The 20,553-nt window shown below is 66.0% G+C and carries 21 protein-coding genes; 10 read left to right on the forward strand and 11 right to left on the reverse strand.

Annotated elements, in window-relative coordinates; translation table 11 throughout:
* Positions 1-142: 142 nt before the first annotated feature.
* Both dut and coaBC read right to left on the reverse strand, forming a co-directional pair.
* Positions 143-589, reverse strand: a complete 447-nt coding sequence (gene dut, locus C6570_RS12505; RefSeq protein ID WP_106703509.1) for a dUTP diphosphatase — start codon at positions 587-589, stop codon at positions 143-145.
* Entirely contained in the window at positions 586-1,839 is a 1,254-nt protein-coding gene (gene coaBC / locus C6570_RS12510; protein WP_106703510.1) for a bifunctional phosphopantothenoylcysteine decarboxylase/phosphopantothenate--cysteine ligase CoaBC, read from the reverse strand. Before coaBC ends, dut begins: the two co-directional genes overlap by 4 nt.
* Positions 1,840-1,977: 138 nt before the next feature.
* On the opposite strand from coaBC, the gene C6570_RS12515 reads away from it, so the two are divergent.
* The 5 genes from C6570_RS12515 (at position 1,978) to C6570_RS12535 (ending at position 6,666) form a co-directional block, all read left to right on the forward strand.
* Positions 1,978-3,687, forward strand: a complete 1,710-nt coding sequence (locus tag C6570_RS12515) for a CTP synthase (RefSeq protein ID WP_106703511.1) — start codon at positions 1,978-1,980, stop codon at positions 3,685-3,687.
* Positions 3,684-4,556 (forward strand): 3-deoxy-8-phosphooctulonate synthase, encoded by an 873-nt coding sequence (gene kdsA / locus C6570_RS12520; protein ID WP_106703512.1) that lies wholly within the window; start codon positions 3,684-3,686, stop codon positions 4,554-4,556. The genes C6570_RS12515 and kdsA overlap by 4 nt, the downstream gene beginning before the upstream one ends.
* A 58-nt stretch (positions 4,557-4,614) precedes the next feature.
* Entirely contained in the window at positions 4,615-4,905 is a 291-nt protein-coding gene (locus C6570_RS12525; protein ID WP_106703513.1) for a DUF1330 domain-containing protein, read from the forward strand.
* Between the two features lie 146 nt (positions 4,906-5,051).
* On the forward strand, positions 5,052-6,338 hold the full coding sequence (gene eno, locus C6570_RS12530) for a phosphopyruvate hydratase (RefSeq protein WP_106703514.1): 1,287 nt from the start codon (positions 5,052-5,054) through the stop codon (positions 6,336-6,338).
* 49 nt (positions 6,339-6,387) lie between these two features.
* Positions 6,388-6,666, forward strand: coding sequence for a septum formation initiator family protein (locus C6570_RS12535; RefSeq protein ID WP_106703515.1), 279 nt, complete (start codon positions 6,388-6,390; stop codon positions 6,664-6,666).
* Between the two features lie 30 nt (positions 6,667-6,696).
* Here the strand turns inward: C6570_RS12535 and rimM are convergent, their stop codons facing one another.
* Positions 6,697-7,263, reverse strand: a complete 567-nt coding sequence (gene rimM / locus C6570_RS12540) for a ribosome maturation factor RimM (RefSeq protein WP_106703516.1) — start codon at positions 7,261-7,263, stop codon at positions 6,697-6,699.
* A gap of 7 nt (positions 7,264-7,270) precedes the next feature.
* The gene (gene rpsP, locus C6570_RS12545) at positions 7,271-7,531 is read right to left on the reverse strand and encodes a 30S ribosomal protein S16 (RefSeq protein WP_106703517.1); all 261 of its coding nucleotides are present in this window, start codon (positions 7,529-7,531) and stop codon (positions 7,271-7,273) included.
* Positions 7,532-7,841: 310 nt separating this feature from the next.
* Here rpsP and C6570_RS12550 point away from each other — a divergent pair, with 310 nt between their 5' ends.
* Entirely contained in the window at positions 7,842-8,384 is a 543-nt protein-coding gene (locus C6570_RS12550; protein ID WP_106703518.1) for a GNAT family N-acetyltransferase, read from the forward strand.
* 52 nt (positions 8,385-8,436) lie between these two features.
* Positions 8,437-8,889, forward strand: a complete 453-nt coding sequence (locus tag C6570_RS12555; protein ID WP_106703519.1) for a TM2 domain-containing protein — start codon at positions 8,437-8,439, stop codon at positions 8,887-8,889.
* A gap of 201 nt (positions 8,890-9,090) precedes the next feature.
* Here the strand turns inward: C6570_RS12555 and C6570_RS12560 are convergent, their stop codons facing one another.
* Both C6570_RS12560 and C6570_RS12565 read right to left on the reverse strand, forming a co-directional pair.
* Positions 9,091-10,101 (reverse strand): inorganic phosphate transporter, encoded by a 1,011-nt coding sequence (locus C6570_RS12560; RefSeq protein ID WP_106703520.1) that lies wholly within the window; start codon positions 10,099-10,101, stop codon positions 9,091-9,093.
* A gap of 115 nt (positions 10,102-10,216) precedes the next feature.
* Positions 10,217-10,864, reverse strand: coding sequence for a DUF47 domain-containing protein (locus tag C6570_RS12565; protein WP_106703521.1), 648 nt, complete (start codon positions 10,862-10,864; stop codon positions 10,217-10,219).
* A 538-nt stretch (positions 10,865-11,402) separates the two neighbouring features.
* Here C6570_RS12565 and C6570_RS12570 point away from each other — a divergent pair.
* Positions 11,403-13,565, forward strand: a complete 2,163-nt coding sequence (locus tag C6570_RS12570; protein WP_106703522.1) for a TonB-dependent siderophore receptor — start codon at positions 11,403-11,405, stop codon at positions 13,563-13,565.
* A 150-nt stretch (positions 13,566-13,715) separates the two neighbouring features.
* On the opposite strand, the gene C6570_RS12575 is transcribed toward C6570_RS12570, so the two are convergent.
* The 5 genes from C6570_RS12575 to hda all read right to left on the reverse strand — a co-directional run bounded on the left by C6570_RS12575 (position 13,716) and on the right by hda (position 18,045).
* Complete coding sequence (locus tag C6570_RS12575; RefSeq protein WP_106703523.1) at positions 13,716-14,075, reverse strand: DMT family protein; 360 nt, start codon at positions 14,073-14,075, stop codon at positions 13,716-13,718.
* 124 nt (positions 14,076-14,199) lie between these two features.
* The gene (gene folK / locus C6570_RS12580) at positions 14,200-14,682 is read right to left on the reverse strand and encodes a 2-amino-4-hydroxy-6-hydroxymethyldihydropteridine diphosphokinase (protein WP_106703524.1); all 483 of its coding nucleotides are present in this window, start codon (positions 14,680-14,682) and stop codon (positions 14,200-14,202) included.
* 106 nt (positions 14,683-14,788) lie between these two features.
* Positions 14,789-16,639: a polynucleotide adenylyltransferase PcnB gene (gene pcnB / locus C6570_RS12585; RefSeq protein WP_106703525.1), complete on the reverse strand. Its 1,851-nt coding sequence runs from the start codon at positions 16,637-16,639 to the stop codon at positions 14,789-14,791.
* Positions 16,636-17,316, reverse strand: coding sequence for a histidinol-phosphatase (locus tag C6570_RS12590; protein WP_106703526.1), 681 nt, complete (start codon positions 17,314-17,316; stop codon positions 16,636-16,638). The genes pcnB and C6570_RS12590 overlap by 4 nt, the downstream gene beginning before the upstream one ends.
* 42 nt (positions 17,317-17,358) lie before the next feature.
* Complete coding sequence (hda, locus tag C6570_RS12595; protein WP_106703527.1) at positions 17,359-18,045, reverse strand: DnaA regulatory inactivator Hda; 687 nt, start codon at positions 18,043-18,045, stop codon at positions 17,359-17,361.
* Positions 18,046-18,249: 204 nt separating this feature from the next.
* On the opposite strand from hda, the gene purM reads away from it, so the two are divergent.
* Positions 18,250-19,293: a phosphoribosylformylglycinamidine cyclo-ligase gene (gene purM / locus C6570_RS12600; protein WP_106703528.1), complete on the forward strand. Its 1,044-nt coding sequence runs from the start codon at positions 18,250-18,252 to the stop codon at positions 19,291-19,293.
* Between the two features lie 147 nt (positions 19,294-19,440).
* Positions 19,441-20,463, forward strand: coding sequence for an AI-2E family transporter (locus C6570_RS12605; RefSeq protein ID WP_106703529.1), 1,023 nt, complete (start codon positions 19,441-19,443; stop codon positions 20,461-20,463).
* The last annotated feature ends 90 nt before the right edge of the window (positions 20,464-20,553 follow it).

A 20,553-nucleotide genomic window follows, 5' to 3' on the forward strand; every position in this document is an offset into this window, starting at 1 on the left:
CTGCCTGAGTGACTAACGCATCAGAACCCCATTGGGCCCACAAACGACGTGTAAGAACACGTTCACGAAGCCCTACCCCACGTAAGCAGGCGCGCCTGGCGGCTATAAGAATCGGCCTACAGCCGTGGCCCCGCGCAGCGCCTTAGCCGCGCCCCGTCGAGCCGTACCCGCCCACACCGCGCTCGGTAGGCGGAAACGCTTCGACGATGCGGAACTCGGCCTGCACCACAGGCACGATCACCAACTGCGCGATGCGCTCCATCGGCTCAATGGTGAAGGCGGTGTCGCTGCGGTTCCAGGCACTGACCATCAGTTGGCCCTGGTAATCGCTGTCGATCAGGCCCACCAGATTGCCCAGCACGATGCCGTGCTTATGCCCCAGGCCCGAGCGCGGCAGGATCAGCGCCGCATAGCCCGGGTCACCCAGGTGAATGGCCATGCCCGTCGGCACCAGATGCCAAGCGTTGGGCGCCAGGGTCAACGGTGCGGCCAGACACGCGCGCAAATCCAGACCGGCGCTGCCCGGCGTGGCGTAGGCGGGCATCTGCTCGCGCAAGCGCTCATCCAGAATGCGGACATCCAGCTTCATTCCAATTCCTTCACATCAGTGCCCTTCACACGGCGCGCGATCTCGGCCACCAGTTGCTGGGCCAAGCTGCGTTTGCTGGCGCGCGGCAACTCGGTAACGCCCTCGTCGTCGACCAGCAGCAGCGCGTTGTCATCCTTGCCAAACGTGGCGGGGCCGAGGTTGGCCACCAGCAAAGGCACACCCTTGCGCACGCGCTTGGCCTGCGCGTTGGCCTGCAGGTTCTCGCTCTCGGCGGCAAAGCCCACGCAGTACAGCTCGCCCGCCACGGCGCGCGGCGAATGCGCTACTTCGGCCAGGATGTCGGGGTTCTCGACAAACGCCATCTGCGGCACCTGGCCAGAGCCGTCCTTCTTGATCTTGTGCTCTGCCGCTACTGCCGGGCGCCAGTCGGCCACGGCGGCAGTCGCTATAAAAATACTAGCTTCCTGCGCACTCTGCACGGCCGCTGAGCGCATATTCAATGCCGAATCAACGTTGATGCGCTGCACCCCGCGCGGCGTGGGCAGATGCACCGGCCCGGCGATCAGGGTGACGTCGGCACCGGCCTCGCGCGCGGCGCGGGCGATGGCAAAACCCATCTTGCCGCTGGACAGATTGGTGATACCGCGCACCGGGTCTATCGCCTCGAAAGTGGGGCCGGCCGTGACCACCACGCGCTCGCCTTCCAGCGATTTGGGCGCCAGATAGGCAATCACTTCTTCCAGGATTTCGGCCGCTTCCAGCATGCGGCCATCGCCAAATTCACCGCAAGCCTGATCGCCGCGCGCCACGCCCAGCACGAAGGCGCCGTCGGCAGCCACCTGCGTCAAGTTGCGCTGCGTAGCCGGGTGGGCCCACATCTCGCGGTTCATCGCCGGGGCCAGCAGCAGCGGCACGCGCCCAATGGGCCGCGCCAGGCACATCAGCGACAGCAGATCCGCCGCGCGGCCCTGTGCCAGCTGCGCAATGAAGTCGGCGCTGGTGGGCGAAATGACCATGGCGTCGGCCTCGCGGCTGAGGTTGATGTGCGCCATGTTGTTGTCGGCGCGCGCGTCCCATTGCGACACGAACACCGGCCGCCCGGACAGCGCCTGCATCGCCACGGGCGTGATGAACTGGCAGGCCGCTTCGGTCATCACCACCTGCACGGTGGCGCCAGATTTGATGAAAAGCCGGCACAGTTCGGCCGCCTTGTAACAAGCCGCGCCGCCCGTCAGGCCAAGCAAAATGTGCCGCCCGGCCAACTCATTGGTGTGTGCAGGATCGTTCATCGCGCGCAATGTAGCAGAGCACCCCCAGCAGGGCCGGGTTGACCGCGCGGGCAAGCCGATGGCGGGCCGGCGTCGCTTGCGCTTCGCTACAATCGGAATTTCCCACCCGGCGGACACCTTGCGCTGTCCGTTAGCGAAATGACCAAATTCGTTTTCGTCACCGGTGGTGTGGTGTCTTCCCTGGGCAAAGGGATCGCCTCAGCCTCCTTGGCCGCACTTCTTGAATCGCGCGGTCTCAAAGTTACCCTGATCAAGCTCGACCCGTATCTGAACGTGGATCCGGGCACCATGTCGCCGTTCCAGCACGGCGAGGTTTTCGTGACCGACGACGGCGCCGAAACCGACCTGGATCTGGGCCACTACGAGCGGTTCATCACCACGCGCATGCGGCGCGCGAACAACTTCACCACCGGGCAGATCTACAAGAGCGTGCTCGAAAAAGAGCGCCGCGGCGACTACCTCGGCAAAACCGTGCAGGTGATCCCGCACGTCACCAACGAGATCCAGGAATTCGTGCGCCGCGGCGCCGGCATTGGCCTGGCTGAAGCGGTGGACGTGGCGATCTGCGAGATCGGCGGCACCGTGGGCGATATCGAATCGCTGCCGTTCCTTGAGGCCGTGCGCCAGCTGGCGCTGAAGCTGGGGCCCAACAATTCTGCGTTCGTGCACCTGACGTACCTGCCCTATATCGCGGCGGCGGGCGAGCTGAAGACCAAGCCCACCCAGCACACGGTGCAAAAGCTGCGCGAGATCGGCATTCAGCCGGACGCCCTGCTCTGCCGCGCCGACCGCCCTATCCCCGAGGAAGAGCGCGAGAAGATCAGCCTGTTCACCAACGTGGCCGAATGGGGCGTGATCAGCCTGTGGGACGTAGACACCATCTACAAAGTGCCCCGCCTTCTGCACGAGCAGGGCCTGGACGGCCTGATCTGCGACAAGCTGCGCCTGAACACGCCACCCGCCAATCTGAAGCGCTGGGACGCGCTGGTCAAAGAGGTGGAACACCCGCTGAGCGAAGTGCGCATCGCCATGGTGGGCAAGTACGTTGAGCTGTCTGACAGCTACAAGTCGGTCAACGAGGCGCTGCGCCACGCGGGCATGCACAACCACGCCCGCGTACTTATCGACCACATCGATTCCGAAACCATCACGCCCGACACGGTCGACCAGCTTGCCGCCTACGACGCCATCTTGGTGCCCGGCGGCTTTGGCGTGCGCGGCGTGGAAGGCAAGATTGCTACCGCCCGCTATGCGCGCGAGCACAAGGTGCCCTACCTCGGCATCTGCCTGGGCATGCAGGTGGCCACGATCGAATACGCGCGGCACGTCGCCGGCTTGGCCAAAGCCAACAGCACCGAATTCGACCCCGCCACGCCAGACCCCGTCATCGCGCTGATCACCGAATGGAAGAACGCCGACGGCAGCATCCAAAAGCGCAATGAGAAATCCGACCTGGGCGGCACCATGCGCCTGGGCGCGCAAAGCTCGGATGTGGCCCCCGGCACGCTGGCGTACAGCATCTACGGCCCGGTGGTGACCGAGCGGCACCGCCACCGCTATGAGGCCAACGTCAACTACCTGGATCGCCTGCGCGAAAGCGGGCTGGTGATCTCGGCCCTCACGCAGCGCGAGCACCTGACCGAAATCGTCGAGCTGCCGCAAAGCGTGCACCCCTGGTTCGTGGGCGTGCAGTTCCACCCCGAGTTCAAGAGCACGCCCTGGGACGGTCACCCGCTGTTCAACGCCTTCGTGAAGGCCGCGCTGGTGCACCACGCGGCCGAGGGCGGCAAGCCGGCCGAATCGGCCGCTGCCGCCCCCGCTGGCAAGCTGATGAAGGCCGTGTCATGAAGCTGTGCGGCTTTGAAGTTGGCCAACGCGAGCCGTTTTTCCTGATCGCCGGCCCCTGCGTGGTCGAATCCGACCAACTGCAGTTGGACGTGGCTGGTCAGCTGAAGGAAATCACGGCCGAGCTGGGCATTCCCTTCATCTTCAAGAGCAGCTTCGACAAGGCCAACCGGTCGTCGGGCAGCAGCTTTCGCGGCCCGGGCCGCGAGAAGGGGCTGGACATCCTGGCCCACGTCAAGCGCGAGCTGGGCGTGCCGGTGCTGACCGACGTGCACACCGAAGAAGACATCACCGAAGCCGCCAAGCACGTCGACGTGCTGCAAACCCCCGCCTTTTTGTGCCGTCAGACCGACTTCATCCGCGCCGTGGCGCAGTCGGGCAAACCGGTGAACATCAAGAAGGGGCAGTTCCTGGCGCCGCACGACATGAAGAACGTGATCGACAAGGCGCGCGCGGCCGCGGCCGAGAAAGGTCTACCCACCGACAACTTCATGGCCTGCGAACGCGGCGCCAGCTTTGGCTACAACAACCTGGTCAGCGACATGCGCGGCCTGGCCATCATGCGTGAGACCGATGCGCCCGTGGTGTTTGACGCCACGCACAGCGTGCAGCTGCCCGGCGGACAAGGCACCAGCAGCGGCGGCCAGCGCGAGTTCGTTCCGGTGCTGGCGCGCGCCGCCATTGCCGTGGGCGTGGCGGGCGTGTTCATGGAAACCCACCCCAACCCGGCCAAGGCGCTGAGCGACGGGCCCAATGCCGTGCCGCTCAGCCACATGCGCGAGCTGCTCGAAACCCTGATGGCGCTGGACCAGATCACCAAACAGCAGGCACGCCGAAGCGGCTTTCTCGAAGAGCGCATCCAGACTTACTGAGCGCCTTGCGGCCCTCACCCTTCCCCCATCGACCCGTCAAAACCCAGGAGCCCACCCCATGCCCAGCGGCTATGTCATTGCCAACGTCAGCGTCACCAACCCCGAGCAGTACGAGGAATACAAGAAGTGGTCTACCGAGGCCTTTCGCGTGCACAACGCCGAGATCTGCGTGCGCGGCGGCAAAGTGGAGGTGATGGAAGGCGATTGGCAACCTGACCGCGTGGTGGTCGCCAAGTTTCCCAGCTTCGATGCCGCCAAGGCGTTCTACGACTCGGCCGAATACCTGCGCGCCCGCAAGGCCCGCGAAGGCGCCGCCATCATGCGGCTGGTGGTGGTCGAAGGCATGTGACGCGCTGCGGGCGGGCACGCTGACGGTACGCCAAACCGCCGCACCGCTCGCCAATAGATGCTATTTTTTGTATAGCTGCTCGCGCTTGCTGCACCAGCGCCAGCGGCCTTTTTCTTCTAGATTTTCAACTTCCAGGAAACCAGACCATGAGTGCCATTGTTGACATCGTTGGCCGCGAAGTGTTGGACAGCCGAGGCAACCCCACCGTCGAATGCGACGTGCTGCTTGAATCCGGCGTGATGGGCCGCGCCGCCGTGCCCTCGGGCGCGTCCACCGGCAGCCGCGAAGCGATTGAACTGCGCGATGGCGACAAACAGCGCTACGGCGGCAAAGGCGTGCTGAAGGCGGTAGAGCACATCAACACCGAGATCAGCGAAGCCGTGCTGGGCCTGGACGCTTCTGAGCAGGCCTTCCTGGACAAGACCCTGATCGACCTGGACGGCACCGACAACAAAAGTCGCCTGGGCGCCAACGCCATGTTGGCCGTGTCGATGGCCGTGGCGCGCGCTGCGGCGGAAGAATCCGGCCTGCCGCTGTACCGCTACTTCGGCGGCATGAACGGCAACATGCTGCCCGTGCCGATGATGAACGTCATCAACGGCGGCGCGCACGCCAACAACTCGCTCGACCTGCAGGAATTCATGATCCTGCCCGTGGGCGCGCCCAGCTTCCGCGAAGCGCTGCGCTACGGCGCCGAGGTGTTCCACGCGCTCAAGAAAATCATCGACGGCAAAGGCATGAGCACCGCCGTGGGCGACGAAGGCGGCTTTGCGCCCAGCGTGGAAAACCACGAAGCGGCCATCCAGCTGATCCTGCAAGCCATCAGCGATGCGGGCTACACCGCCGGCCAAGACATCGTTTTGGCGCTGGACTGCGCCAGCAGCGAGTTCTACAAGGACGGAATGTACGTTCTGGAGGGCGAAGGCGGCTTGAAGCTGTCGGCCGACCAATGGACGGACATGCTCGCCACCTGGTGCGACAAGTACCCCATCATCTCGATCGAAGACGGCATGGCCGAAGGCGACTGGGACGGCTGGAAGCTACTGACTGAAAAGCTGGGCCAGAAGGTGCAACTGGTGGGCGACGACCTGTTCGTCACCAACACCAAGATCCTGAAGGAAGGCATCGACAAGCACATCGGCAACTCGATCCTGATCAAGATCAACCAGATCGGCACGCTGACCGAAACCTTCCAGGCGATCGAGATGGCCAAGCGCGCGGGCTACACCGCCGTGATCAGCCACCGCTCGGGCGAAACCGAGGACAGCACGATTGCCGACATCGCCGTGGGCACGAATGCCGGGCAGATCAAGACCGGCTCGCTGTCGCGCTCGGACCGCATGGCCAAGTACAACCAGCTGCTGCGCATCGAGGAAGACCTGGGCGACATGGCCGTGTACCCTGGCCGCGACGCGTTTTACAACCTGCGCTGAGTTCTATTAAACTTATAGCAACTTAGATTGCCCCCGCCGTACCCATCGCATGTCCAACCGCGTCGTTCCAGCCGTTTTGATCGTGCTGTTGGTCATCGTCCATGCGCAGCTGTGGGTCGGGCGGGGCAGCTTGCCTAATGTCACCTCGCTGCAGCGCAAGGTGGATTCGCAGTTGGCGGCCAATACGCAAGCCAAGCTCACCAACGATCAGCTCAGCTCGGAGGTCGAAGACCTGAAGGCGGGGCTGGGGATGGTCGAGGAAAAAGCGCGCATGGAGTTGGGCATGGTCAAGCCCAACGAAATCTTTGTGCAGGTCACGCCGCGCTGAGCGCGTGGCTACGCCCCCGCCTGGGGCGCGTCAGTAGTCTGGCTGCCAGTCGACGGTGATGCGGCGCGCGGCCAGATCTACGTCGTCCACGAAGGCATCGACGAAAGGGATGAGCCGCTCAAGCGACTTGCCCTCTTCCTGGTAGCCAAGCACCAGCACTTGCTGCGGGCCCGTGGCCATGAGATCGGTCACTTCGCCCAGCGCTACGCCTTCGCGGTTGACCACGGCCAAGCCGATCAGATCAACCCAGTAGTATTCGCCCTCAGCCGGCGTGGGGAATGACGATCGTGCAATGAAAATGCGAGCGCCCTTGAGCGCTTCGGCTGCAGTGCGGTCGGGCACCTCGTGCGCGGTGGCGACCACGGTGTCGGCGTGCTCGCGCGCCTGCTTGATCGACAGGCCGACGGTGCCGGAGAAGTGCCGCGCGCCACGGTCGGGCGGCTGCAAGAACCAGCGTTTGGATGAAAAAAGCGCCTCGGGTGAGGCGCTGTAGGGCTGGACTTTGAACCAGCCCTTGATGCCCCAGGCGTCCAGTACGCGGCCAACCTCCACCGCATCGGGTGGCAGCTCGGCCGGCTCCAACGCGCCGGGAATCATCGACCGATCAGGCGGCTGCAGGAACCGCTTTGGCGGCCTGCTTGATTAGGCGCGCGACGGTAGGCGACACCTGGGCGCCCACGCCGGTCCAGTAGGCGATGCGGTCTTGGGAGACGCGCAGGCCTTCAGCACCGCCAACGGCGCCGGGGTTGTAGAAACCCACGCGCTCGATGAAGCGACCATCGCGGCGAACGCGCTTGTCGGCCACGACGATGTTGTAGAAAGGACGGGCTTTGGCGCCGCCGCGCGAGAGACGAATAACGACCATGATGTGTTGAGTATCCTGTGGGTGGTGAGTCGGCACCGTTTACCTCGGGTTGGGGCCAAGGTTTGGGCGCCTGATTCTTCCGATGTTGAGACACGCGACATAGCCACCCGGCCAGCGACACACCGAAAAGCCTATGATTATAGGCTGCGCTTGCGCCCCAACCGCTGCCGCCATAGCCGATCGCCTGCATTTCCCGCTTTTTTTGGGGTCGAATCGCCACAGTTCGACGGGCGAAGGCGTGTTGTTTGGCGTATTTGGCCTAGGTTAACAGGCCGCAGCGCTGCCCCGTACCGATCCCCTCATTGCCCCCATGCCACTCATTCGCCCCAGCCAAGAACAAGACATCGCCGCCGTGCAGGCGATCTACGCCCACCACGTTCTGCACGGCACGGGCACATTCGAGACCGAACCGCCCACCGAAGCCGACATGGCGCAGCGACGGCGCGAGGTGCTGGCGCGCGGCCTGCCGTGGCTGGTGGCCGAAGGCGCCGATGGCCGCGTGCTGGGCTATGCGTACTGCAACTGGTTCAAGCCTCGGGCGGCGTACCGCTTTTCGGCCGAGGATTCGATCTACCTGCACCCCGAAGCGCAAGGACAAGGGCTGGGCCGCGCCCTACTGTCTGAGCTTGAGCGCCAGGCGCAGGCGCGCGGCGTGCGCAAGCTGATCGCGGTGATCGGCGATTCGGCCAACGCGGGCTCCATCGGCTTGCACCGCTCCGTCGGTTTTCAAGACGTGGGCGTCATCACCGGCTGTGGCTGGAAGTTTGACCGCTGGCTGGACATCGTGCTGATGGAAAAAGCGCTCGGCCCAGGTACCTCGCAGCCACCTGCTGAAGGCGCGCCGTCCGCCTGATCGCGCGTTCAGCGCCGCCCCCCGAACGCCCCAACCCCGAGCCTCCCATCGTATGAAACCAAAGAACAAAACCGTCGCCACCTGGCTCACGTTTCTGGGTGGGCCGCTGGGTCTGCACCGCTTCTACCTGCGCGGCTTCGGCGACCTGCTGGGCTGGCTGCTGCCGATTCCCACCGCCCTGGGCCTCTATGGCATCGAGCGTGTGCAGCAGTTCGGCCAGGACGATATGTGGAGCTGGTGGCTGATTCCGCTGGTGGGCTTCACCATCTCAGGCTGCGCGCTGATGGCCATCATCTACGGCCTGATGGCGCCCGAGAAGTGGAACGCCCGGTTCAACCCCGGCGCCGACCCTGAAGCCCTGCCCGGCCGCACCAACTGGTTCACCGTGGTCGGCATTGCCACCGCGCTGATGGTGGGCACGGCGGTGCTGATGGCCTCGCTGGCGTTCAGCTTCCAGCGGTACTTTGAATACCAGATTGAAGAGGCGCGCAAGATTTCGCAGTAGCCGCTCATTTTGAGTCAACAGCGCCTCTAGCGCCCGCTGGATCAGCGCTGGCAGCTATCAAATTTGAAGCTAATGGCAATATCGTCGCAAGAGGTGCCAAGCCCGCAGCTTCGCGCCTAGGCCCGCGCCGGGCTCACTCCGTCGTCTGAACCCCGTGCGTTAGGGCGGGTTGGCCGAAACCCGCTGCGAACGGCCCCGCCCTCAGAACAGCCAGAGGCTGATCCAGTACGCCACCGCAGCCACGAAAGCGCTGGCCGGAATGGTCAGCACCCAGGCCCAGATGATGTTGCCCGCCACGCCCCAGCGCACCGCGCTGGCACGCTGCGTGGAGCCCACACCCACGATGGCGCCAGTGATGGTGTGGGTGGTGGACACCGGCACACCCAGCGCCGTGGCGATGAACAGCGTCATCGCGCCACCCGTCTCGGCGCAAAAGCCGCCCACTGGCTTCAGCTTGGTGATCTTCTGCCCCATCGTCTTGACGATGCGCCAGCCGCCGAACATGGTGCCCATGGCGATGGCGACATAGCAGCAGACGATGGCCCACAGCGGCGGCGATGTGTCGCTGGCGGCCGAATAGCCGGTGGCGATCAGCAGCATCCAGATGATGCCGATGGTCTTTTGCGCGTCGTTGCCGCCGTGGCCCAGGCTGTAGGCGCCCGCTGAAACCAGCTGCAGTCGCCTGAACCATTTGTCGATCTTGCTGGGGCGGGCGCGTCGGAAGATCCACGCCACGGCCACCATCATCAGCGAACCGAACAGAAAGCCCAGCAGGGGCGAGATGAAGATGAATGCCACTGTCTTCAGGATGCCGCCGGCAATCAGCACGCTGGCGCCCGACTTGGCCATCACCGCGCCCACGACGCCGCCAATCAGGGCGTGCGACGAACTGCTGGGAATGCCGTAGTACCAGGTGATCACGTTCCACGAGATGGCGCCGATCAGCGCGCCGAACACCACGTGCACGTCCACCACGCCAGGCTGCACGATGCCCTTGCCCACGGTGGCCGCCACGCTCAGGTGAAAGATGAAGATGGCGATGAAGTTGAAAAACGCCGCGAACACCACCGCCTGCGTGGGCTTGAGCACCCCGGTGGACACGACGGTGGCGATCGAGTTGGCGGCGTCGTGAAAGCCGTTCATGAAGTCGAACGCAATCGCCAGCGCGACCAGCAGCATGACAACCCAAAGGGCGGCTTGAGCGGTTTCCATGGAGGATGTGAAGGGTTGGAAGAAAGATGGTGGCTGGCCACAGGCGCGCGGCGGCGCCGGGGGGCCTCGGGCTGGGTCCGTTCGCGGCGGCGGCGACAAGCGCCACCGCAGGCGCTCAGGAGTTTTCCAGCACGATGCCTTCGATCTGGTTGGCCACGTCTTCGCAGCGGTCGGTGATGGTTTCCAGCAGCTCGTAGATGGCCTTGAGCTTGATCAGCTCGCGCACGTCGGGCTCGTGGCGGAACAGTTTGCTCATGGCGCTGCGCAGGACGCGGTCGGCGTCTGACTCCAGGCGGTCAATCTCTTCGCAGGTCTTGAGGGCCGCCTCGGCGGTGCCCGGATCGGCCAGGCGGCTCAGCAGGCGCACGGCGGCCTGCAGGCGCTCGCAGCACTTCACCGAAAGATCGGTCAGGCGCGTGATCTCCTCGGTCATGTGGTGCACGTCGTACAGCGCCATGGTCTCGGCGGAGTCCTGCAGCAGGTCGGCCACGTCGTCCATCAGGTTGATCAGCGAATGGATCTGCTCGCGGTCAATCGGGGTGATGAACGTGGTGTGGATGAGCCGGTTGACTTCGGCCGTCACGCGGTCGGCCGCACGCTCGGCGTTGTCCACTTCCAGGTTGTATTTCTCGCGCAACTGGGGGTCACCGTAGTGGCGCACCAGGTTTTCAAACGCTTTGGCACCCTCGACGATGCGGTCGGCGTGCTGGTTGAAAAGCTCAAAAAAATTGCCCTCTTTGGGCAACAGTTTGCTGAACAGCATGGTGGGTTCGTTCTTCCGCTGTGTGTGAGGGCGACTTGCTAATTGTGACATTTTTATGAAGCACGCCGGACACAGCCCAGCCTGCACGCTGCTTTGAAAGACGGCGCGCACCACGCCTGTGCGGTGGCCCACCGGCAGTGCGGCGGCCGATCCGTGGCGCCCGGTTCGCGATGTCGCTTCGAAGTGACATTGCGCCACAACGCGCCAGAATGCCCACTGCTGGCGCACGCCGTCGCGTGCCTGTAGCCGCCGCCTCCACGCGAAAAGGCCGGCGCTGGACCACGCACATTCGCATGGGCTTTGAGTTGGCGATACAGCAAATCTATCTAGAATCAGTGCTTCCGTAATGCAAATCATTGCTATTACGTGAAATCACATCGCCCCGCTGCAACCACCGCAGTACCAGCCAAATCGGCCTGCGCCGACGTCGCCACCTCCGCACGCGCGGGCACCCCGTCACCGTCACCCGCCCTTCGCAGCACCCGCTGCGCGATGGCGTGCGCCTGTGGCTCTATCTCGCCCTGCTGCACCTATTGCCATGAAACTTGAGCTTCGCTACCCCCCAACACCGCTGGCGCACGCGCTGACCTTGTCGCTGATCGGCCTGGGCGCCGCCGCCCATGCGCAGGACGCGCCAGAAGCCGCCGCCACGCTCGAAACCGTGACCGTGACGGCCGATCCGGGCGGCCAAAGCCCCACGGCGCCCGTCACCGGCTATGTGGCCAAACGGGCCCTATCGGCAACCAAGACCGACACACCGCTGATCGAAACGCCCCAGGCCATCAGCGTGGTCACGCGCGACGAGATGGACGCCCAAGGCGTGACCACCCTGCGCGAGACCACGCGCTACACCGCCGGGGTGATGTCGAACTACTACGACAGCCGGGTGGACAGCTTCTCAGCGCGCGGCGGCAGCGTGACGCAGTACCTGGACGGCATGCTGCGCGGCTATGGCACGTACAACAACAACAAGGTCGAGCCGTTTCTTCTGGAACGGGCGGAATTCCTGCGCGGGCCTTCGTCAGTGCTGTACGGCCAGGGCAGCGTGGGCGGCATCCTGAACCTGACCAGCAAGCGCCCGCAGCCGGAAACCAGCCGAGAAGTACAACTGCAACTGGGCAGCCACCAGCGCAAACAACTGGCCGCCGACTTGACCGGCGCGCTGGACAGCGACGGCAAGTGGCTCTACCGCCTGGTGGCCGTGGGCCGCGACAGCAACTCGCAGGTAGACCACGTGCCGGACGACCGCATGGTGCTGGCGCCATCGCTGACCTGGCGGCCCAGCGCCGACACCTCGCTCACCCTGCAGGCGCTGTACCAGCGCGACAAGAGCGGCTCGCTGATCGGCTTCTTCCCTTGGCAAGGCACGCGCCTGCCAAGCCCCTACGGCCGCATTCCCACCCACACCTTCATCAGCGAACCCGGCTGGGACAAGTACGACACGCGCAACCGCAGCATCGGCTACCTGTTCAGCCACCGCCTGAACGCCGACTGGACGGTGCGCCAAAACCTGCGCCGCACTGTGACCGACGTGGACTACCGCACGCTGTACACCAGCTTTCGCGCCAACCCCGCCACGGGCCGGCCGGCGCGCCCGGTGTTCAACGCCGACAACCTGACCTTCCCGCGCGATGCGTCCTGGCAGAAAAACGGCGGCAAGATGCTGCTGGTCGACACGCAACTGGAAGGCCATGTGCGCACGGGCCCTGTCGAACACACCCTGCTGGCGGGCCTGGACGTGCAGCGCAACAGCACCACCACGTCGAACTGGTCCGCCCTGGCGCCCGACATCAACCCGTACAACCCGGTGTACGGCAACTTCACCCCGCCGACCAGCGCCAACCTGGTCGCGCAGCCCGACGTTTCGCAAAAGCAGTTGGGCTTGTACCTGCAGGATCAGCTGCGCTGGGGCAACTGGACGGCCACGGCGGGCCTGCGCCACGACAAGGCCAAGACAGACACCGCGGGGCGCCCCGCCGCCGCCGTAGACGACAAGGCCTGGACCAAGCGCATCGGCGTGACTTACCAAGGGGGCGATTGGGCGCCCTACGCGTCCTACACCGAATCCTTCCAGCCCCTGGGCGGCGTGAACGCGTACGGCACGCCGTTCAAGCCCCAGCGCGGCCAGCAGTTTGAGCTGGGCGTGAAATGGCTGCCCGCAGACAGCGGCCTGTCCGGCTTCGTGGCCATCTACCAGCTGCGCGAGAAAAACCGCAAGACCAACGACCCGGCCAACCCGCTCAACAGCCTGCAGATCGGCGAAGTGAAGGTCAAAGGGCTGGAAACCGAGCTGAAAGCCAGCCTGGCCCGCCATTGGGACTGGGTGGTCAGCTACGCCTACACCGACGCCACCATCAGCCGCAGCAACGCGGGCGACCAGGGCCAGCGCGTGGCGGGCGTGCCGCGCCATACCGCAGCTACGTGGCTTTCGCACCGGTTTGCGTCGTCGGGCCGTGGCGGCTGGACCGTGGGCGGCGGCCTGCGCTACACGGGCAAGATGTGGTCGGGCACCACCGCCATCAGCACGCCCAGCAGCCTGCTGGCCGACGCCATGGTGGCCTACGAAGCCGGCGACTGGCGCGTGGCGCTGAACATCAACAACCTGACCGACAAGGTCGTGCTCACCCAATGCCTGGCGCGCGGGGACTGCTTCTATGGCGAGCGCCGCAATGTGCTGCTGACCGCCACGTACCGGTTCTGAAGGGTCGCAGCCGCCCGGCCTGATTGCCCAAGCGGTTCAGGGAGCGTGCCCCCTCAGCCAACGCCGTGCCCGGACCTGCGCCGGGCACTGGCGTTACTCCCCTCGCACAGGCGAGGGCGGAAGGCGCCCCAGCGCCTAAGGGGGTGCCCCTTAACTCCTGAAGATGAAGTAAACCGCGCCCACCATGCACAGGCCCGCCCACAGGTAGTCCAGCTTGAACGGCTCCTTCAGGTAGAACATCGCGAAGGGCACGAAGACCGTCAGCGTGATCACCTCTTGCATGATCTTGAGCTGCCCCACGCTGAACTGCGTGTGCCCGATGCGGTTGGCGGGCACCTGCAGCAGGTACTCGAACAGCGCAATGCCCCAGCTGACCAGGGCCGCCACGTACCACGGCGCCGTAGCCAGGTTCTTCAGGTGGCCGTACCAGGCAAAGGTCATGAACACGTTGCTGAGGATGAGCAGCAACACGGTCTGCATCGAGATCGGCAAGGATGTGAAAGTCGTCATGGTGCGGATGCGCAGAGCTTGATCGCTATGAATAGTGAAGCAGCCAGCGCTCTACCCACCTGCGCCAGCGTCGGTTTTTCTTTGTAAAGCTGACTTCAGCCGGTGGGCCGTGGCATGGCGCGCCCTAGCCCGGCAGGCGGCGAATGGCCTGGCCAGCCACGGCACGCAGCGCCTCGGGCGACACGCGTTGCGGGGCGATGTCGGCCAAGGGCAGCAGCACGAAGGCGCGTTGCGCCATGCGCGGGTGCGGCAGCGTGAGCGCAGGGCTGTCGATGCGGCCGTCGCCGTACAGCAGCAGGTCCAGGTCCAGCGTGCGCGGCGCGTGGTGGTAGGGCCGCGTGCGGCCCGCTTGCAGCTCTGCCTGCCCCAGGTGCTGCAGCAGCTCGGGGGCCGTCAGGCCGGTGCGCACCTGCGCCACCGCGTTGACGTAATCGGGCCCCTGCGCATCCACCGGCGCGCTGGCGTATAGCGGCGACCAGGCCAGCAGCTGCGTCTGTGGCAGCTGCGCCAGGCCGTCAATAGCGCGCCGCACCATGGCGGCGGCGTCGCCCAGGTTGGCGCCCAGCGCGATGAATGCGCTGACGGCGTCGCGTTGCCAGACGATCATGGATGAAACCAGGGCGTGATGGCCAGAAAGGTGTTTGTCAGGCGCACCGCCCTTGCCTTTTGGGCCTTGGCGGGTGCGGGTGCGCGGTGTGAATCGGCCGCGGCGCTCAATCCTCGGCATCTCGGCGGCGCGCGGCGGGCGCGCCGGCGTCCCCTTCGCCGCGCGGTGCGGCCGAGCCGCCCGTGCGGCGTGAACGCGAGCGGCTGGCGGCTGGGCGCGGGGCATCGCCGTCGCGCTCAGCCCCGGTGGCTTCGCGGGCGGCGGGTGCGGCGTTGCGGCGGTTGTTAGCAGCACCGTCGGCCAGCGTGCGCTCCTGCCTGCGCTCGCCCTCACCTGCGCCGTCGCTGCCACCTTCGCCCGGCGCAGCACCTGAACCGGCTCCGCTGGGTTTGCGGCGACGGCGGCGGCGCTTCTTGGCGGGCGCGGCACCGTTGTCTTCGCCGGTGCTGTCGCCGTCATCGGCGAAATCGTCGGCGTCATCTGCTACATTTTTGCTAGCTTCTGGCGCTGATCCATCCTGCGGCGCAGCCTGTTTGGGCAAGCGATGCACGCGCGGCGCCTTCTTGGCACGCTGCTGTTCGGCCCGCAGCTGCTCGACCATGCTTTCGCGCGCGCCGTCGTCGGCCAGGCTGAATTGCTGCCACCAGTCGGCCAGCTCTTCGCCGACCTCGCCCACGTCGGCGCGCAGGCGCAGAAAGTCGAAGCCGGCGCGAAAGCGCGGCTGCCCCGCCAGGCTGAACGGCGAGTTGCCGGCGCGCTTGTCAAAGCGCGGCTGCATCATCCAGATTTCGCGCATGTCGGCGCCCAACTTGCCGCGGCCGGACACGTCGCCCACGCGCGCATCGAACACCTCGTCGATCGCGTCCTGCAGCGCGGGGAAGGGCTGCTCCTTGCGCGCCAGGCGGGCGTTCCAGCCGGCCAGCACGTCCTGCCACATCACGCAAGCCAGCAGGAACGAGGGCGCCACCGGCTTGCCTTCGTTCACGCGGCGGTCGGTGTCGGCCAGCGCGGCGCGGATGAAGGGCTGCTCGGCCCGCTCGACCACCAGATCCAGCAGTGGGTAGATGCCGCTGGCCAGGTCCAGCTTACGCAGCTGATCGACACTGGCCAGCGCGTGGCCGGTCTGCAGCAGCTTGAGCATTTCGTCGAACATGCGGCTTTGCGGCACGTCGGCCAAAAGCCGCTTGGCTTCGACCAGCGGCTTGGCGGTTTTGGCCTCCAGCTGAAAGCCCAGGGCCGACAGCTTGGCGCCAAAGCGCACGGCGCGGATGATGCGCACCGGGTCTTCGCGGTAGCGCGTGGCCGGCTCGCCGATCATGCGCAGCAGCTTTTTCTTGGCGTCCTGAATGCCGCCGTGGTAATCCACCACCACGCGCGTTTCCGGGTCGTAGTACATGGCGTTGACGGTGAAGTCGCGCCGCGCGGCGTCCTCGTCCTGCGGGCCCCACACGTTGTCGCGCAGCACCCGGCCCGACGCATCGACGGCGTGGGTCATGTTGGCCAGCTGGCCCTTGGCCGTGCGCTCGTTCCCGCTGACCTTGTCGGCGGTGGTGTTATCGACCTGAGCGCGGAAGGTGGAAACCTCGATCACCTCATGCTCGCGCCCGCGGCCGTACACCACGTGCACGATGCGAAAGCGCCGCCCGATGATGAAGGCGCGGCGAAACAGGCCCTTGACCTGCTCGGGCGTGGCGTTGGTGGCCACGTCGAAATCCTTGGGCTTGAGGCCCAGCAGCAGGTCGCGCACGGCGCCGCCGACGATGTAGGCCTCGTACCCCGCTTCTTTCAGCGTGCGCACCACGTTGGCGGCGCGTTCGTCCACCAGCGCGGGGTTGATGCCGTGGCCGTCCGGGCCGATTTCCACCCGCTTGCCCAGGCGCTGGCGCTTGGCGCCGGCCTTGCCGGCCACTTTGCCGGTGGCTTTGCCGATCAGCTTGTCGATCAGGTTCTTGATCATTGTTTTTGTTCTTCTTTGAACAGGTCGAGAATGCGCCAGCCCCGCTGGGTAGCGATGCTGCGCAGGGTGTCGTCCGGGTTGGTGGCCACCGGCTGCTGGGATTTCTCCAGCAGCGGCAGGTCGTTCAGCGAGTCGGAATAGAAGGTGATGTCCACGTCGCCCCAGCCGCGCCCGCGCGCGGCCAGCCACTCGCCCACGCGGGTGACCTTGCCTTCGCGGAACGACGGCGTGCCGGCGATGTCGCCGCTGTACCAGCCGCCCGGCCCGCGCGCCAGTTGCACGGCAATCAGCTCGTCCACGCCAAAGCTTTGCGCAATGGGGCGGGTGACGAACTCGTTGGTGGCGGTGACGATGGCGATCTGGTCGCCCGCCTTGCGGTGCGATTCGACCAGCGCGCGCGCCTGCGGCGTGATGGCCGGGCCCACCACCTCGCGCATGAAGCGCGCCTGCGCCTCGGCGGCCGCGCTAGCGCCGTGGCGGCGCACCGGCTCCGTCGTGAAACGGATGTATTCGTGAATATCCAGCGTACCGGCCTTGTACTGCGCATAGAACTCGTCGTTGCGGCGCTTGAACACCTGCGGGTCGGCCCAGCCGATGCGCGTGGCGAATTCACCCCAGGCGTGGTCGGAGTCGATCGGGATCAGCGTGTGGTCAAGGTCGAAAAGGGCCAGTTTCATCATAAAAATAGGTTCTGGCGCCCGTGCAGACGGCGCAGCCAGCTATTCATTTTGCAGCATTGACTTGATCAGGGGGATTGTCACCCCCCGCTGCGTCTGCAGTGCGTAGCGGTCCAGGTGGTCCAAAAGCTCGACCAGACTACCCAGGTCGCGTGAAAAACGCCCCAGCACGTAGTCCATCACCTCGTCGGACAGGAACAAGCCGCGCGCATCGGCGGCGCGGCGCAGCACGGCGCGGGCGTCGCTTTCGGGCAGCGCGTGCAGCTCGAACACGTGGCCCCAGCCCAGGCGGGTGCGCAAATCCTCGCGCAGCTGCAAATCAGCGGGCGGCAAGGCGCCGGCGGCCAACACGGCCCGGGGGCGGCCCGACGCGGGTGCGACGGCGTTCACAAACCAGTTGAAGGCGGTGTGCTGCTGCTCGGCGCTGTAGCGGTCCACGTCGTCCAGCAGCACGGCGTCCCAGCTTTCGTCGAAGGCCTGCAGCGGCGGGGCGTCGGCGTCCAGCCAGCCCACCGTGGCGCCGCGCGCCAGCAGGGCCGTGCGGGCGGCGCGCAGCAAGTGCGACTTGCCGGCGCCGGGCGGCCCCCACAGATAGGTGGGCACGGGCGAGCGGGCAGAGCTTTCGCACCAAAGGCGCAGGTGCTGCAGGGCCGCGGCGTTGCGCCCGGGCAGGTAGTCCTCCAGCGTGGGCTCGGGCGCCAGGCCGATGTCCAGCGCAATCTGCTTCATGGGCAGGCGCGCGGGGCGGTCAGGGACACGGGCGAAGGCACAAACGAAGACACAAACGGACGCATCAGGTCTCACAAACGGGCGGTGGCGGCCATGGGAAGGCCGCAAAGCAGCGCCTAGAATTCAAGCCTAGATTTTACGCGGCGCCCCAGACGGGCGCCTTTTGCGCACACCGCGCCCGTTGCCCCCCGAACGCTTGTCCCCATGAGTGCCACCCCTACCCCCCTGAGCTACAAAGACGCGGGCGTCGATATCGACGCTGGCGACGCACTGGTCGAGCGCATCAAGCCGCTGGCCAAACGCACCCTGCGCGAAGGCGTGCTGTCGGGCCTGGGCGGGTTTGGCGCGCTGTTCGAGGTGCCCAAGCGCTACCAGGAGCCGGTGCTGGTCAGCGGCACGGATGGCGTGGGCACCAAGCTGCGCCTGGCGTTTGAATGGGGCGTGCACGACACCGTGGGCATCGACCTGGTGGCCATGAGCGTGAACGACGTGCTGGTGCAAGGGGCCGAGCCGCTGTTCTTCCTGGACTACTTTGCCTGCGGCAAGCTGGACGTGGACACTGCTGCGGCGGTGGTCGGCGGCATCGCCAAGGGCTGCGAGCTGAGCGGCTGCGCGCTGATTGGCGGCGAAACCGCCGAAATGCCCGGCATGTACCCGGACGGCGAATACGACCTGGCCGGTTTTTGCGTGGGCGCGGTCGAAAAGTCAAAAATCCTGACGGGCCGCGACGTGGCCGAAGGCGACGTGGTGCTGGGCCTGGCGTCGGCCGGCGTGCACAGCAACGGCTTCAGCCTGGTGCGCAAATGCATCGAACGTGCCGGCGCGCAAGCCCCAGCCACGCTGGACGGCCAGCCTTTCCGCCAGGCCATCATGGCGCCTACCCGCCTGTACGTGAAGAACGTGCTGGCCGTGCTGGCCGCGCACCCCGAGGCGATCCGCGCGCTGGCGCACATCACCGGCGGCGGCCTGCTGGAGAACATTCCCCGCGTGCTGCCCGACGGGTTGGCTGCTCACCTGGTGAAAGGCAGCTGGCCGCAGACCGAGCTGTTCGCGTGGCTGCAAAAGACGGCGGGCATCGACGACATCGAGATGAACCGCACCTTCAACAACGGCATCGGCATGGTGATGGTCGTCAAGCCGGATGCCGCCGACGCCGTGGCCGCCGCCCTGCGCGCTGCAGGTGAAACCGTCTACACCATTGGCCGGATCGCGCCGCGCGGCGACCGTGCGGCCGTGGTGGTGGCCTGATTTCACAGGCGGCGGCCCCATTCGCCGCCTTGAGTATTGGCCGCCTTGAATTGACGCGCCGCGCTGCCCACTGAGACAGCAACCGTTATCGGGCCGGCGCGGGGCAAGCCGCCGCGCCTGTCCTTGCCCCTCACCCGCTCACGCCGCATGAACACACTTTCCGCCACCCAGCGCCAGCGTATCGCCGAAGTGGCCAGCTACGTGATGATGGTCGGCGCGCTGCTGTTGATCATGTGGCAGGGGCTGCTGCCCGGCTTGCTGTGCGTGTGCCTGGGCTTTCTCAGCGCGCGCTGGCTCAGCCCCCAACTGGCGGTGCTGACCCGCGCACCCGACGGCCATGCGCCGCGCCTGGCGGCCGCCGTGGTGGCGCTGCTGCCGGTGCTGCTGCTGGCCTTCGCCCTGCCGCGCACGCGCGGGCTGATCCTGGACGCGCCGGGCCAGTACCGCGAGCTGCTGGGCTTTCTGGCCCGCACCGTGCTGGAATTGCGCGAAAAGCTGCCGCCCGAGCTGGGTTTTCAACTGCCCGACGGCGCCGCTGAAATCCAGCACGTGATCGCCGCCTACCTGGCCAGCAAGGCGGGCGCGCTGGCCACCGCGGGGCGCGCGTGGCTGGTCGGCCTGCTGTTCGCTTACGTGGGTCTGCTGATTGGCGCGCTGGCGGCCGCACGCCCCAGTGCGTTCGATCTGAAGCCGCTGGCCGCGCAGCTACACCTGCGCCTGTCGCGCTTTGGCGAAACCTTTCGGCAGATCGTGGTGGCGCAGTTCTGGATCGCGCTGTTCAACACCTGCCTGACGGCCATCTTCCTGCTGGTGCTGCTGCCGCTGTCGGGCAACAAGCTGCCCTATTCGATGGCGCTGCTGCTGCTGACCTTCGTAGCGGGGCTGGTGCCCATCGTTGGCAACCTGCTGTGCAACGCGGTGTTGACCCTGGTGGGCCTTTCCGTGTCGCCCAGCGTGGCGGCGGCCTGCCTGGTTTTCTTGGTCACCATCCACAAGGCGGAATACTTCATCAACGCCAAGGTGATCGGCCACCGCACGCACATGGGTGTGTGGGAATTGCTGACCGTAATGTTCGTGATGGAGGCGGTTTTCGGCCCGCCCGGCCTGGTGGCGGCGCCTCTGTTCTACGCGTACTTCAAGAAAGAGCTGCAGGCGACCGACTGGGTGTGAGCGGGCTCGCGCCCAGTTCAGCTCCAGATGGCGCGTTTAGGCTGGCCTGCAGCCGAATGCTATGGTTTGAATAGCTGCCAGCGCACATTG

The organism is Ottowia oryzae (assembly GCF_003008535.1).
In the GTDB taxonomy this organism is placed as follows: domain Bacteria; phylum Pseudomonadota; class Gammaproteobacteria; order Burkholderiales; family Burkholderiaceae_C; genus Ottowia; species Ottowia oryzae.

What these genes read in the sequence shown, in the direction of transcription:
- coaBC (WP_106703510.1), bottom strand. Translation starts at nt 1,839, where the DNA reads ATGAACGATCCTGCACACACCAATGAGTTGGCCGGGCGGCACATTTTG.
- pcnB (WP_106703525.1), bottom strand. Translation starts at nt 16,639, where the DNA reads ATGATCAAGAACCTGATCGACAAGCTGATCGGCAAAGCCACCGGCAAA.
- C6570_RS12525 (WP_106703513.1), top strand. Translation starts at nt 4,615, where the DNA reads ATGCCCAGCGGCTATGTCATTGCCAACGTCAGCGTCACCAACCCCGAG.
- rimM (WP_106703516.1), bottom strand. Translation starts at nt 7,263, where the DNA reads ATGATTCCCGGCGCGTTGGAGCCGGCCGAGCTGCCACCCGATGCGGTG.
- C6570_RS12515 (WP_106703511.1), top strand. Translation starts at nt 1,978, where the DNA reads ATGACCAAATTCGTTTTCGTCACCGGTGGTGTGGTGTCTTCCCTGGGC.
- C6570_RS12550 (WP_106703518.1), top strand. Translation starts at nt 7,842, where the DNA reads ATGCCACTCATTCGCCCCAGCCAAGAACAAGACATCGCCGCCGTGCAG.
- C6570_RS12570 (WP_106703522.1), top strand. Translation starts at nt 11,403, where the DNA reads ATGAAACTTGAGCTTCGCTACCCCCCAACACCGCTGGCGCACGCGCTG.
- C6570_RS12560 (WP_106703520.1), bottom strand. Translation starts at nt 10,101, where the DNA reads ATGGAAACCGCTCAAGCCGCCCTTTGGGTTGTCATGCTGCTGGTCGCG.
- hda (WP_106703527.1), bottom strand. Translation starts at nt 18,045, where the DNA reads ATGAAGCAGATTGCGCTGGACATCGGCCTGGCGCCCGAGCCCACGCTG.
- rpsP (WP_106703517.1), bottom strand. Translation starts at nt 7,531, where the DNA reads ATGGTCGTTATTCGTCTCTCGCGCGGCGGCGCCAAAGCCCGTCCTTTC.
- C6570_RS12605 (WP_106703529.1), top strand. Translation starts at nt 19,441, where the DNA reads ATGAACACACTTTCCGCCACCCAGCGCCAGCGTATCGCCGAAGTGGCC.
- folK (WP_106703524.1), bottom strand. Translation starts at nt 14,682, where the DNA reads ATGATCGTCTGGCAACGCGACGCCGTCAGCGCATTCATCGCGCTGGGC.
- C6570_RS12575 (WP_106703523.1), bottom strand. Translation starts at nt 14,075, where the DNA reads ATGACGACTTTCACATCCTTGCCGATCTCGATGCAGACCGTGTTGCTG.
- C6570_RS12555 (WP_106703519.1), top strand. Translation starts at nt 8,437, where the DNA reads ATGAAACCAAAGAACAAAACCGTCGCCACCTGGCTCACGTTTCTGGGT.
- purM (WP_106703528.1), top strand. Translation starts at nt 18,250, where the DNA reads ATGAGTGCCACCCCTACCCCCCTGAGCTACAAAGACGCGGGCGTCGAT.
- kdsA (WP_106703512.1), top strand. Translation starts at nt 3,684, where the DNA reads ATGAAGCTGTGCGGCTTTGAAGTTGGCCAACGCGAGCCGTTTTTCCTG.
- C6570_RS12535 (WP_106703515.1), top strand. Translation starts at nt 6,388, where the DNA reads ATGTCCAACCGCGTCGTTCCAGCCGTTTTGATCGTGCTGTTGGTCATC.
- C6570_RS12590 (WP_106703526.1), bottom strand. Translation starts at nt 17,316, where the DNA reads ATGAAACTGGCCCTTTTCGACCTTGACCACACGCTGATCCCGATCGAC.
- dut (WP_106703509.1), bottom strand. Translation starts at nt 589, where the DNA reads ATGAAGCTGGATGTCCGCATTCTGGATGAGCGCTTGCGCGAGCAGATG.
- C6570_RS12565 (WP_106703521.1), bottom strand. Translation starts at nt 10,864, where the DNA reads ATGCTGTTCAGCAAACTGTTGCCCAAAGAGGGCAATTTTTTTGAGCTT.
- eno (WP_106703514.1), top strand. Translation starts at nt 5,052, where the DNA reads ATGAGTGCCATTGTTGACATCGTTGGCCGCGAAGTGTTGGACAGCCGA.